Annotated in this window: 12 protein-coding genes; 4 read left to right on the top strand and 8 right to left on the bottom strand. The window is 53.2% G+C overall.

Annotation, left to right across the window (positions count from 1 at the left end):
- Nucleotides 1–19: 19 nt before the first annotated feature.
- From C0623_13175 to C0623_13155, 5 genes are all read right to left on the bottom strand, one after another.
- The gene (locus C0623_13175) at nucleotides 20–346 is read right to left on the bottom strand and encodes a hypothetical protein (protein ID PLX98269.1); all 327 of its coding nucleotides are present in this window, start codon (nucleotides 344–346) and stop codon (nucleotides 20–22) included.
- A 355-nt stretch (nucleotides 347–701) separates the two neighbouring features.
- Nucleotides 702–1325 carry a hypothetical protein gene (locus C0623_13170; protein PLX98268.1) on the bottom strand — a complete coding sequence of 208 codons (624 nt, stop codon included), beginning with the start codon at nucleotides 1323–1325 and terminating at the stop codon, nucleotides 702–704.
- Nucleotides 1326–1430: 105 nt separating this feature from the next.
- Nucleotides 1431–3056: a hypothetical protein gene (locus C0623_13165; protein ID PLX98267.1), complete on the bottom strand. Its 1626-nt coding sequence runs from the start codon at nucleotides 3054–3056 to the stop codon at nucleotides 1431–1433.
- Nucleotides 3057–3150: 94 nt separating this feature from the next.
- Nucleotides 3151–4026 (bottom strand): EamA family transporter, encoded by an 876-nt coding sequence (locus C0623_13160; protein PLX98266.1) that lies wholly within the window; start codon nucleotides 4024–4026, stop codon nucleotides 3151–3153.
- Nucleotides 4023–4730, bottom strand: coding sequence for a GMP synthase (locus C0623_13155; GenBank protein ID PLX98265.1), 708 nt, complete (start codon nucleotides 4728–4730; stop codon nucleotides 4023–4025). Before C0623_13155 ends, C0623_13160 begins: the two co-directional genes overlap by 4 nt.
- Nucleotides 4731–4812: 82 nt before the next feature.
- On the opposite strand from C0623_13155, the gene C0623_13150 reads away from it, so the two are divergent.
- Nucleotides 4813–6810, top strand: a complete 1998-nt coding sequence (locus C0623_13150; protein PLX98264.1) for a hypothetical protein — start codon at nucleotides 4813–4815, stop codon at nucleotides 6808–6810.
- Here C0623_13150 and C0623_13145 read toward each other — a convergent pair whose 3' ends face one another.
- Entirely contained in the window at nucleotides 6811–7170 is a 360-nt protein-coding gene (locus C0623_13145; protein ID PLX98263.1) for a hypothetical protein, read from the bottom strand. It abuts the gene before it with no gap.
- A gap of 151 nt (nucleotides 7171–7321) precedes the next feature.
- Between C0623_13145 and C0623_13140 the strand changes: the two genes are divergently transcribed.
- From C0623_13140 to C0623_13130, 3 genes are all read left to right on the top strand, one after another.
- On the top strand, nucleotides 7322–8116 hold the full coding sequence (locus tag C0623_13140) for a hypothetical protein (GenBank protein PLX98262.1): 795 nt from the start codon (nucleotides 7322–7324) through the stop codon (nucleotides 8114–8116).
- Nucleotides 8117–8446: 330 nt separating this feature from the next.
- On the top strand, nucleotides 8447–8992 hold the full coding sequence (locus tag C0623_13135) for a YbhB/YbcL family Raf kinase inhibitor-like protein (protein ID PLX98261.1): 546 nt from the start codon (nucleotides 8447–8449) through the stop codon (nucleotides 8990–8992).
- Between the two features lie 289 nt (nucleotides 8993–9281).
- The gene (locus tag C0623_13130) at nucleotides 9282–10283 is read left to right on the top strand and encodes a hypothetical protein (protein PLX98260.1); all 1002 of its coding nucleotides are present in this window, start codon (nucleotides 9282–9284) and stop codon (nucleotides 10281–10283) included.
- Nucleotides 10284–10399: 116 nt separating this feature from the next.
- Here C0623_13130 and C0623_13125 read toward each other — a convergent pair whose 3' ends face one another.
- Together C0623_13125 and C0623_13120 are read right to left on the bottom strand one after the other, a co-directional pair.
- Nucleotides 10400–10978, bottom strand: a complete 579-nt coding sequence (locus tag C0623_13125; protein ID PLX98259.1) for a hypothetical protein — start codon at nucleotides 10976–10978, stop codon at nucleotides 10400–10402.
- Between the two features lie 61 nt (nucleotides 10979–11039).
- Nucleotides 11040–12155, bottom strand: a complete 1116-nt coding sequence (locus tag C0623_13120; GenBank protein ID PLX98258.1) for a hypothetical protein — start codon at nucleotides 12153–12155, stop codon at nucleotides 11040–11042.
- Nucleotides 12156–12159 lie beyond the last annotated feature (4 nt).

The following is a 12159-nucleotide window of genomic DNA, read 5'->3' as shown; positions in this document are numbered from 1 at the left end:
CGAATTTTCCGGCTCATGCTTATATGTAAAAAGGTTTCAACGTCGATTCTTCGTCGAAGATAATGGCCAGGCCACAAGCCTCGCGGCGGACGATGGTTCCGGTTGCTGTCATCTTCACGTACTCGAGGACCCCCCCATCCTTTTTAAGTGGATACAATAGCTGGACATAGACTTCGTCATCGTCGGGTACCGGGTTTGTTAATCCGATATAGGCCCCCTGGCTGGAGATGTCTTTTGTCATGCACAATTGAGAATAGAAGGTCTCCTCTCTGGCAACTTGCGTAATGACAACGGGGACCATCAGGTCGAAACGTTCGGTCAAGCGTCGATTGGGAGTATTTTTCATTGCTCACTCATCGCCGGATATCAGGGTTTATGGATAAGTTTTAGCCTGGATCAGTAATAAAACAATTACCGGATCGGATGAATTTCGGATGATTTTATTCGGGGGCAGCGTCAGCTGAAACCATGAGAAGCGGTGCGGCCGGATTAGAAAATCTCATACTTTAGTATGAGAAAATTGCTTGAGAGGTTTTCGTGAAGTATGAGGTTTTCCGATATCAAAGAAGACGGTCGGAGACGACAAGGAATGTGGTTTTTATGAGTCTTTAATAGGGCAGAAAGATCAGGAATGGAGATAGGGAAAGTACACGCGAGGCGTTACAGGCTGATTTACTGATAACCTGTTCGGTAGCAGCTTTTCAGCAGGGGTTGCACATCTCCTCGAGCCGCCGTTCGGCATCGGCCCGAATCGTCTCCAACTCCTCGCGGCTGCTGTCCGACGGAATATCAATCCGTTGATAACGGAAGGTGACCTTGCTGAAGGGCAGGGGCAGGAGGAACTTGTCCCACATGAAACGCAGACGGATGCCCCGGTATTTCGGGCTGATGATGTACATCGGGACCTTGCCCTGCTTGGCAAGAAAAACCGGTCCGTCTTTCATGACATGACGTGGACCACGGGAGCCATCCGGTGCGATAAAAGCGGTTTTGCCTTTTTTAATTTCTCGGAGGAGGTTGATAAAGGCCCGTTTGCTGCTTTTACCCGGCGATCCGTGGATGATCTGCCGGTAGCCCCATGAACGCAGGACCTGGGCAAGGCCGTAGCCGATGTGGCTGTGGGCGACCATCTGCACCGAATCGCTACCGGCAAGGGAGTGGATGGTCGGCAGAATCTCATCGTGAAATCCGACGACAATGCAGGGATGCTCGAGCTCCAGTTTGTTGGTGTAGCGCAGGGTTTTTCGAACCGAGAAGAGAAGGCCGATTCCGAGAGCGATAATGCGGCGGAGCAACAGTCGCGATGTTCGAGTTTCTTCTTTCATGCCTGCATCCGGACAATCAATTCTGTTCCATAGGTGAACCGTAATCGTTAACAGCCGCGTGGAGGCAAATCATCGCATTATCAACCTTGTAAAGTCAATAACTGCTCAGAACGTATCGAAGTCGAGCTCTTGCTGGCGTTCCGCTTCCGGCAAAGCGAGCCGCACGATGAAGGTAGCGCCTCCACCCGGCGTCTCTTCGACGCCGGCATCACCCCCGAGGTGACGGGCGATCTTCCGCACTGTTGCCAGCCCGATGCCGCTGCCCGGCTCCTCCCTGGTCTCCGCTCCCCGGTAGAAAACATCAAAAATCTTTTCTCTCAGGTCTTTCGCGATGCCGGGACCATGATCCCGGACTTTCAGTACAACATCATTTTCAATTATTTCGCCGCTGATTTCGATCGGATTCCCTGCCGCGCAAGCGTACTTGACGGCGTTGCCGGCCAGGTTGCTGAAGATTTGGAAAAGCGCGGTTCGCGGATACGACACATCCGGCATCGTGCCAACCTCAACCCGGCAGCCGCTTTCGATAATCCGGCTGCCGAGGTCTTCGAGGACGTTCTGCAGTACGGTATCGAGCGGCGCGACAGCGACGTTGTCAAGATGTCGGCCGGCGCGGGCAAAAAGCACCAGGTCTTCAAGGATTCTGGCCATCCGCATTCCCTGATCCCTGATGTCACAGAGCGCCCGTATCGAGGATTCATCCAGGCTTCCCCTGTGGCGCTCGAGCAACAGGTCGGGCAGACCGACGATCGGGGTCAGCGGAGTGCTCAAATCGTGGGAAACGGTCCGCACGAATGCGTCGAGTTCGCGATTGGCTGCCCGGAGCGCCCGTTCGGTCTTCTTGCGTTGGATCAGTTCAAGGTCTAGTGCCGTATTGGCCTGACTGAGATCGCGAAAGAGAACAGCGTATGGCGATCGGAGCGTTCCGATGACCAGGACCCGGTAGATCAGGATGACCGACATCAGCTTGGAAAAATGTCCGAGGAAATTTGTCATCCCGTAAATATCCTGGTACAGGGTAAAGGTCAGCTCGGCGACAATCGAAAAAGAAAGCGCAGCTATCAGTAGCTTCAGAACGCGCCGGTCAAGGTGATCCCTGTTTTTCCAGAAAAGGAGTATTGACAAGCCGAACAGCGCCGCAATGATCAGCTCACTGACAATCTTGAAGCGGGTTAACCCTGATCCTTCGATATAGCAATCGGGGAAGAGCCCGAGCGGCCAGATTGATGCGCAAACCAGAATTCCTGTGAAAACCGGTATAGCTAGCAGGTGCCAGGGCGAAATCATCTTTTTTCGGCCGAGCAGCAACGCCGAGGCGAGGAACGCAGCTACTTCGAGGTAGCGGGCCGCAATCCAGAGCTGGGTGGCCGGATTGGCCGAGATCTCCGGGAAGATGTTGATCCCACGGAAACTGACCGAATGAAGAAGCTCAATACTGCCGATTACGGCAAACGCCGCCGAGAGGAAAATCAGCGCATTGTGATTCGAGAATCGCCGGGAATTCCAGCCGATACTGAAAACCGTAAAGGCGACGACGATGAAAAATGTTTCAACAAGGAGATGAAAAAGGAGGAAGTTGTAGCGGCTCAGGCTGTACAGGCCGATCGCCAGCAGGATGGTGGCGCTGATCAGCAGCCAGTTGGGCACCGCACTCCTGAGAAAGCTGTCCGGAAGTGGGGGGCTTCCGACTTTTGCCAGGTCCGGTTGTGCCGAATTGGGGTTGTTATCCATGCAGGCCTTTGCCTCAATGCAACAGATTCGGTGCGCAAGAATTTCAACTATCTGGCATGACAGGCTTTTATGTCAAGTTAAGAAAATTATCCGGTCAGGCGGGCCGATATTTTCGCATGCCGATAACGGTGTGGATCATCAGGGTTCCGAGGATAAGGATGCCCCCGGCCAGAGTTGCCAGTGTCGGCGATTCGTGGATGATCAGCCAGACCCAAAACGGTCCGAGGAACGTTTCGAGCAACATGGTGAGGCTGACCTCCGGGGCCGGGAGCAGCCGGGGCGCCAGGGTGAGCAGTGAATAGGCGATCGGCAGTACCAGGACGCCGAGAATCAACAGCAGGATGAAGTCATCGGCCGAAACAGCAAACGGCTGGGCATTGATCAATAACGCGAACGGAGCAACCAGAAGGTTGCCGATGGCGTTGACCGGGATCATGTTCAGGGGGCGCAGCTTGCGGATAATAACCAGATTTCCGGCCCAGCTGCAGGCGGCGCAGAAAGCGAGCAGGTCACCCAGCAGGCTCTGCTGACCGATGCTCCCCGAGAAAAGGGTCAGGATGCCGATAAAAGCAACGGTAATCGCGATCCAGGTCCGGCGAAGAATCGTTTCCCCGAGAAAGATGCGGGTGCCGAGTGCTGCCAGCAACGGGATTGAGGCGAGGATGACCAGCGTGTTGGCCGCCAGGGTCATACGCAGAGACATGACAAAAAAGATATTGCCCAGCATAATGTTGAGCGCCGCCACAAGACCGAGCCAACCCGGCTCCCGGACCATACTGAATAATCTTTTGCGATAAATGAAAAACAGTAAAAGGTAGAGTGTCCCGCCGGAGAGGAGCCCCCGCCAGAACAGCAGGGTTGCGTTGTCAGCCGAAATCAGCCGGACCAGCAGGGCGTCCGGGCTCAGCACGAACACAGCGGTCAGGGTCAACAGCAATCCGCGGGTATGCTCACTCATCCCCCGGGTCATATCAGCATACCGGCAAATCCTTGCAGAAGGAGGTGCCCCGCCCCGGATTCGCGACACTCCGCTTTCAGGGTGGCCGGGTTCTGCCCCTCCGCCTGCAGCAACTCGGCACAGAAGTCGATGTAGGTCCTGGTAATGTCGGCATCGAATTCAGGATGGAACTGAACGCCCCAGCTGGCCTGCCCGATCCGGAAAGCATGATGTGGCTCGCGTTCACTCTGCCCGAGCAGTATCGCCTGTGGTGGCAGCTCGATCAGCGACTGCTGGTGACTGGTCTGGGCCTGAATGCTTTCCGGCAGGATCGAAAGGAGCCGGTCTGCAGCAGCCGCTGCGGTGAACCGGATTGACATGGTCCCCATCTCCCGACCCTCCGGGTTATCGGCGACCCGGCCGCCGAGAGCATATCCGAGCAGCTGGTGTCCGTAGCAGATGCCGAGGATCGGGATCCGGTTGTGGGCCTGCCGGAGCCAGTCTGCAGTTTCTTCGCTCCATGGGAGATGATCGGTGACCATGGCGTGTGAGCCGGTGATAATGACACCGGAGAACTCATCGGGCGCTGCCAGAGGTTCTTCCTGCTCGACATTAACCGTGACAACTTTGCTGCGATCGAGGCCGGTGCCGCTGATGATCCAGTCCTCGAAGTCGCCCTTGCGAGCAACCAGCTCCGGGATGGTGCTGCCACATTTGATGATCAGAAGTTTTCTCATAGTTTGACAATCCTTGCCTCAGGTTTCCTGTTACAACTTTAGCACGATCTGCTAAACTGAAAAAATTAATTGAATAATACTAATGCCTCTTCCGGAGTTTTATTCCATGCATGACTTGAGCGTACTTCAGGATCTTCTGCTTCTGCTGCTTCTGGCGATCGTCAATGCCTACATCTTCACCCGGATCAAGTTGTCGCCGATTATCGGTTATCTGTTGACCGGCTGCCTGGTCGGACCGTTCGGGTTGCACCTGATCAGCAGTATCGATGAAGTTGACACCATGGCTGAAATCGGCGTCATTCTTCTGCTTTTTACGATCGGGCTTGAATTCTCGTTTCGCCGCATTCTGATGCTCAAGGACCTCATGTTCAAAAGCGGGACGACCCAGATCCTGTTGAGCGGCGGTTTGATCTTTGTTTTCGCCCTGTTATTCGGGCTGCCTTTGCGCTCGGCGATCGTCGTCGGCTTCGCTCTGGCGATCTCATCGACAGCGATCGTCTTGCGCATTTTGCAGGAGCGGTTCGAGGTCGATTCGGCGCATGGGCGCACCGTTCTGGCCATCCTGTTGTTTCAGGACTTCTGCGTTATTCTCTTTATCGTGTTGCTGCCGTTCATTGCTGCCAGCGGCGAAATATCGATCAACCGGTTCGCCCTGCTCCGTTCGGCCCTGATTCTTGTCGCTCTTTTTGTCATGGCCCGCTACCTGTTGCGGCCTTTTTTACGAAAACTGATGCAGATCCGGTCAGCCGAGCTGTTCAGGCTGACCGTCCTCGTGCTGGTTCTCGGTACCGCCTGGTTGACCCATCTCGCCGGCCTGTCTCTCGAGCTGGGGGCTTTTCTCGCCGGTTTGTCCCTGGCAGAATCCGATTACTCGCATCAGGCCCTTTCCGACATCATTCCGTTTCGCGATGCGTTCATGGCAATCTTTTTCATCGCGATGGGAATGTTCGTCAATCTCGATGTCCTGGTTCAGTCCTGGGAAGTTCTTCTTGGCCTCACGCTGTTGTTTGTCTTGGTCAAGTTTCTCGCCGGTAGTCTCGCTGCAATATGGACCCGGTTCCCTCTGCGCACCTGCCTGCTCTGCGGTTTCCTGCTCTTTCAGGGGGGTGAGTTTTCTTTTGTCCTGTTGCGCCAGGCATCAATGCTCGAGGTGTTCCCCGATCATATTTACCAGAGCCTTTTGTCGATTGTCGCCCTGACCATGCTGGCAACGCCCCTGGTAATTCCGAAGGCAGCGGTTGCGGCCAACTTTATCGCCGATCGTTTCGGTGGCCGTCCCGAACCAGATTCGGAAACAGAGGATTCAGTTGCAGATACGACCGGCCACGTTGTTATAGCCGGGTACGGTATCTCGGGGCGCGGAGTCTCGCGGGTTCTGCGTGAGGAGGAACGGCCCTATATACATATCGAGATGAACAGCGAGGTTGTTCGCCGGGGCCGCGCCGCCGGCGAGTCGATCATCTTCGGTGATGCCGCATCGCCGGCGGTTCTGCACGCGGCACATCTCGACCGGGCCGACGCCATGGTCGTTGCAATCAATGACCCCTCGTCCCTGATCCGGATCGTGCGGGCCTGTCGCAGCTTCAGCCCCGAGCTCTATATCCTGGTCCGGACCCGGTTTGTTCTGGAGATGGAGGAACTGTTTGATGCCGGTGCCGATGAAGTGATTCCGGACGAAGTCGAAGCGAGTCTGCAGCTGGCAACAACCCTGCTGCGGCGTTTCAAGACGCCGGAAGGACGTATTCTGCAGATTGCGTCCCGGTTGCGCAAGGAGCATTACGATGCGCTGCTGCAGCCGGCGGCCTCCGGTGCCGATCTGTCGGATCACCTCTCGGCGCTGCAGGGCGGCCGGATTGAATTCGTCAGGATTCCGGAAACCGCAACCTGCCTCAATAAATCACTTGCCGAGCTTGACTTCCGGGCCAAAACCGGAGCGACGGTCCTCGGGCTGGTCCGCAACGACGAAACCGACTACGGCATGACACCCGACCAGGTGCTCGAAGGCGGAGATACCCTGATCCTGCTCGGTGAGCAGGAGGCGATCACCCGGGCTCGCGAGTTTCTGCAGGCCACGGGATAATTATTGCGGGATTTTGACAGTCATTTCCTTTCCGCCATAGCCATGGACGGAATCATGACCCCGGATTTTAACCGTTATCACTTCGGCCGGAATTCTGACATTGCCGAGACTGCGCGTGAAAGGCTGTTCCTCGACATGCGGGTGGTAAAGGGTCCGTGTCGCCAGCATCGTGTTGTCGCTGGTCAGGATCTCCCATCGGTCGGCATAATGGTCCCAGCCCTTGTCGGAGTGACGCAGAGTGACATCAAAGCGGTATTCGCCGACTCCGGTTCGGGTCGCATCGACCTCGATTACATCAACTTCACCGGCCCAGGCAAGCTGGGCGACCAGAATCGGTAACAGCAAGAAGAGGCACTTCATCGAAATTTTCCTTTTTAATTAAGTATATCGGAAATCACTCCTGCTGCACTAATGCCATTGACGTTGCCGGAGTCAGCGGTAAACTTGAAGGCGTGCGACCGGTCAATGCGTGACCGTTCAAATTGGATAATCAAGATAAGGGGAGGAAAAGATGTTACCTGATTTCAAGATTGCTCAACAGCCATGGTCGAGGAAGGTTCTCCTGACATTATTATTCCTGTTTGCAACGCTGCTAGTGTCCGGATGTGTCTCCACGGGGACGTACGAGGAGATGGTCCAGGAAAGAGACAGCGTCGCCGCGGCTAAGGCGGCCGTCGAAGTCGAGAAGGCGGCAATGGAAGCCGAAAAGGAACGTCTCGCGGCCGAGAAGCAGGATTTGATGGAAGAAAAAGCGCAGATGGAGATGGCGCTTGCCGAAATCGAACGCCAGAAGCAGCTGGCGGCGGCGGAAGCGGCGGCGGCCCAGGCCGAGCTCGACCGCCAGCAGCAGGTGTACCAGAACCTGCAGACGACCTTCGCCAAGGAGCAGGAAGCGAACCAGGTGAAGATCGAGATGATGAAGTCGGGGGTCAAGGTGAACCTCGCCAACGAGATCCTCTTCCCCTCCGGTTCAGCCGATCTTAACGAGATGGGGATCGAGGTCCTGACGCGGGCGGCCGGAGATCTCAAGGACAACCCCTACCAGACCGTTGTTGCCGGCTTTACCGACAATGTCGCCATCAGCGGTAAACTGCAGGAGAAGTATCCGACCAACTGGGAGTTGGCTGGGGCAAGGGCGGCCAGCGTGGTTCGGTTGCTTGAGAAGGAGGGGGTTCCTCCAGAGCAGCTCCTGGCCATCTCCTTCGGTGAAAACAGCCCGGTCGAAAGCAACGACACTCCGGAAGGGCGTAGTAAAAACCGCCGGATCGAGATTATTCTGCGGCCAGTACCGGTGACAATGGATTGATTTTAAGTAATAAAATTGTCGAATAAGTTAAAAATGAGATAACAATTAATTAAAGCAACTGCTTATAGCCAACCAGGAAGCATTTGGCTTTCTTGAATTGCAGGATCAGCAAGCATTTCGCAGCCAATCTGGTCACATCAAAAGAATGCAGCTTGATTAATCAAATACTCACGACTTGATAATGCCGGGAGTCAGCCTTGACAAAAAAACTGCTTCGACTACAATTTTTGCAATAAACTGATCTCCAGGCCGACCGCTCGGGGCGAGTGGCCCAATCCGTTGAAAAATGATTCCTTGTCAATGATACTGCACACTTAAGGAGAGAATATCATGAGCGCACCCTTTAACTACAACACCTATGATTCACTACCAGAAGCACCATTATTCAAGGTTACATCCACAGATATTGAAGATGGTGGCACCATGCCGCCACCGCAATTAAGTAAGGCATTCGGTGTTGATGGCGGTGAAGACATCTCCCCCTCGCTCAGTTGGTCAGGCTTTCCAGAAGGGACAAAATCCTTCGTAGTCACCTGCTACGATCCGGATGCGCCAACGGTTAGTGGCTTCTGGCACTGGACTGTTTACGACATACCCGCCTCAATAACCTCTTTAGCCACTGGCGCTGGCAACCCTGACGGCTCGTTACTTCCTGAAGGTGCAAAAATGCTAAAAAATGATGCGGGTTTTGCTGGCTTCTGTGGCGCAGCACCACCGCCTGGGCACGGCAAGCATCGTTATATTTTCTGCGTTTCTGCCTTGCCAGTTGAGACGCTAACAATTGATGCTGAGACCACACCTACTGTCTGCCAATTTAATATGTTTGGTGCGGGTGTATTAGGTAGAGCCTTTTTAACTGCACACTTTGGGCGTTGATTAGTCAGGAACATTGGGACAGTTTAAGTATCCTCTTGCCAGGGGCGCTGGTTCTGCTTTCCTGTTTTGGCATCTTTTGACGACATGTGGCCACTCATTCTTTGGGGTCTCGGTGTCCCTGGAATGCAGGAGTTATAGGAAAGATCTGAATTGATGGTGATTCAGCCTTTCATTAGAAATATGAGGAATTATGGGAACGGTCACTTGTTTGACCGTTCCTTTTTATTCGGCTACATTGTGTTTTATAATTTATGTAGGTTTTTAAGAATCTGATATACGGAGGGGGTAATTGGGCTCGATTGAAACCATTCTGTTCGCAGGGTGGTTTTTCTTTCTTAAGGAGGGCATTAAAGTGGAGAATTTTTACAGGGTTGGATTTATCTTTACACGCTGTTTTATACAAAAAACGCTTCAAGTATCTGAAAAAGTTTCAGTAATACCACTTGCCTCAACGGGCGCAAAGGGTGAGATCCATAACGCTAAAGAATTGTTAAAGCAGTCTGGTTTTAGCTTCTCAAACAAAAACGTGGAGACCGCGAAAGAGAATTTCAAAAAAGTTGGTCAAAGTATTCTTGTTTCTTACGAAGATATTGAAGCAAATTCAGTAGCAGAAGCAATTAACATCAATAAACAAAGTGCTGAGAATATTGCTAAAGCATTATCAGTCGTTTCTGCAAATCCTGTGAATTTGCTTTGTTCGTTTGCGAGTAGACCCGGGGATTCTGGAGTAGACTTTGCTTTTCCCAATGATCGAATTATAAGGCACTCCACAAATGTTCCAGGTTTTTTAGAAATCTTCCCATATTTTGAAAAGGCAGCTCAAAGTAGCGCGAAGATATCTACCTTGCTCAGCCTTTATAGGGCATCGGTGAGAGAAAGTGACATAGATAACAGAATATTGTTTCAACTCATATTACTTGAAGAAGCCTCTGATACCTATCAAGGTACTTTGGCTGAAAGAATTAGACAGCTCTATGATGAATATAAATTACACGGTATTTATAATCAGTTGCTGACTAGCTTGGCGATTGAATTGCCCGAAGATAAGGACGTTGTTGATGTCTTAGTTAAGCTAAGAAATGCTGTAGCACATGATGGAATCATCAACAGAGAGACTATTAACGCAGACTGGATGGAACCAATAATTGATGATAAAGATAAAATTCCCAAGCTTGTTGGGGAAGCTATTAGATTTATGCTTTGCTATTTATGTGGCTATAACGTAGATGAACATGCCATTAAATTGGAAGGTGGTAAACATGGTGTGACTTTTGAGGTCAAGTTTGATTGAGTTTAAAAACTTTTCCGCAAATCACGACATATAAGAAAGATATACAGGCGACCTTTGTGCTTTGAGGGATTTATGTTGTTGATTCAAGCTCACTTAATGTCTAATCCCACAAAAATCTAACCGCTCCAGGATTTGATCGGTCCGGTATCCATGTGAACAAACTTGAGGCCCGGGTAATAGCCGACGCCCCCCTGCTTCATTGATGCGGCGGCCTCGAAGATCTCTCCGGTGGTGAATCCGGGAACGCGGATATCGATAGCCCGCCCTTCCATATGCAGGGAGCTCTTGGCAACGCCGCCGCCCTGACTCTTTTGCCGCAGGTAGAGATTGGTCGATTCTGACCGGAAACCGGAGATGACATGCAGGGGGCCTGAGTGGCTGAGGGCGCGATTAAGGAGATTCAATTGGTCGAGCAGGGCAATATCGATCGGTGCAATCTCATCGGTCCGGTGGTCGCGTAAAATATGGAAAATCCGCTCGATTGAAGCCTTTTGAGCCCTGCCGTTTTTCCAGTAAGTCGTTTGCTGCAGTGTCTCGCCGGTATGCAGGTGGACAAAAGAGAGACTCCTTTCGGAATCTGCGGATAGATCAGCGACCGCGGTGAGTGCCGGAAAACAGGATCCGACCAGCCCGAGTGTAGTCAACTTGCAGAATTTTCGGCGGTTCATAAAGCGATTCGTCCCTGCTTCTTTCATTTTTCCGATCCTTCCTGACCGCAGCCGGCTTCACGTAATTCTGTAGATTATTATCGAAATATCAGATCAGGTCGACCGCGGCAAAGCCGCCTCCCTCCGTACGCAGGTTGGTCACTTGTCCCTGAAACAGCCGGGCCGAAACCCCGAGAACCCTCCGCCGGTAGACAAAGAGCCGGAAGTCCGTTTTCATGCTGCCGTCTGCAGTTTCGGTCCGGTTGGGCGGCACAAATCGCTGCACCACCGTCTCCTCGGGAACGAATTCGTTGAACCGTTTGCGTGAGATACTGGCGCCGAGCAGAACACCGCGGCTGGCATGCAGCACGGCCGGCTTCAAAACCCATTGCTTCCGCTCGCTCCACAATTGATCGAGGTCCATATCGCTCATGATATGACTCTCCGGAATCATGCGCAGGATAATTTCCCGGCTCCGCTCGTCGAGGCCTGTTTCCCTGAGTCTGTCCGGGTTGGTCCAGCTGGCGAGCCGTCTTTTGTCAGCCAGCAGACCGTAGGTAAATGGATTCGGTGTGAGGCAGACCGTGCCGTTGCGGTAGGCGTCGCGAATGCCGGACATCACCTCGGTTTCGAGGTAAAAATCGCAGTGTCGATTGTAAATGAGATCGACCGGCATCCCCTTGATAAAGACCCCCCTGGCACTCGCTTCGAGCTCACCCGGGTCGACGATGGTGGCACAGCAGCTGCACCAGTCGGCAAAGAGATCACGGAAGATTTCCATTTCCGGGTAGAGAAATTGCTTTTCCGGATTTTCGTCGATGATGGCAATCCGGCGCGGCAAGGTTTTATCGCCGCCGGTAAAGCGACGCATCTCTTCGGCAAATGAAAAAACAAGCTGCTCGCGCAGTCGCTCCGGCAAGCGGCCGTAGGCAAGGTTGTCATCCGGCTGGTAGGCAAGATAGGCGAGCAGGCCACCGCCGGCATTGTTGTTGACCTCGATCAGTTGGGGGCCGTTTTCCGAGAGATGAAAATCGTAGCCCATCATCACAGCATCATGGCCGGGATTGAAGCGGGCGATTTCTGGAACCAGTGGCCAGACCGATTGCCGGTAGTCGGGGAGACGGCTCAGTCGAAACAGGGCCCGCACCAGGCGGATCATGTCGGCCAGGTCGTGGCGCGGCAGGGGGATGCGGGTCGAGCTGATGGATGGCTGCAGTCGGTCCATAAAA

Origin of the sequence: Desulfuromonas sp. (assembly GCA_002869615.1) — a bacterium.
GTDB lineage: Bacteria > Desulfobacterota > Desulfuromonadia > Desulfuromonadales > UBA2294 > BM707.
Note: the sequence above shows the minus strand (reverse complement) of the source record. Positions and strands in the feature narration are given on the sequence as shown.

Excerpts from the sequence above, each read along its gene's own strand:
- C0623_13175 (PLX98269.1), bottom strand. The coding sequence starts at position 346 with ATGAAAAATACTCCCAATCGACGCTTGACCGAACGTTTCGACCTGATG.
- C0623_13170 (PLX98268.1), bottom strand. The coding sequence starts at position 1,325 with ATGAAAGAAGAAACTCGAACATCGCGACTGTTGCTCCGCCGCATTATC.
- C0623_13165 (PLX98267.1), bottom strand. The coding sequence starts at position 3,056 with ATGGATAACAACCCCAATTCGGCACAACCGGACCTGGCAAAAGTCGGA.
- C0623_13160 (PLX98266.1), bottom strand. The coding sequence starts at position 4,026 with ATGACCCGGGGGATGAGTGAGCATACCCGCGGATTGCTGTTGACCCTG.
- C0623_13155 (PLX98265.1), bottom strand. The coding sequence starts at position 4,730 with ATGAGAAAACTTCTGATCATCAAATGTGGCAGCACCATCCCGGAGCTG.
- C0623_13150 (PLX98264.1), top strand. The coding sequence starts at position 4,813 with ATGCCTCTTCCGGAGTTTTATTCCATGCATGACTTGAGCGTACTTCAG.
- C0623_13145 (PLX98263.1), bottom strand. The coding sequence starts at position 7,170 with ATGAAGTGCCTCTTCTTGCTGTTACCGATTCTGGTCGCCCAGCTTGCC.
- C0623_13140 (PLX98262.1), top strand. The coding sequence starts at position 7,322 with ATGTTACCTGATTTCAAGATTGCTCAACAGCCATGGTCGAGGAAGGTT.
- C0623_13135 (PLX98261.1), top strand. The coding sequence starts at position 8,447 with ATGAGCGCACCCTTTAACTACAACACCTATGATTCACTACCAGAAGCA.
- C0623_13125 (PLX98259.1), bottom strand. The coding sequence starts at position 10,978 with ATGAAAGAAGCAGGGACGAATCGCTTTATGAACCGCCGAAAATTCTGC.
- C0623_13120 (PLX98258.1), bottom strand. The coding sequence starts at position 12,155 with ATGGACCGACTGCAGCCATCCATCAGCTCGACCCGCATCCCCCTGCCG.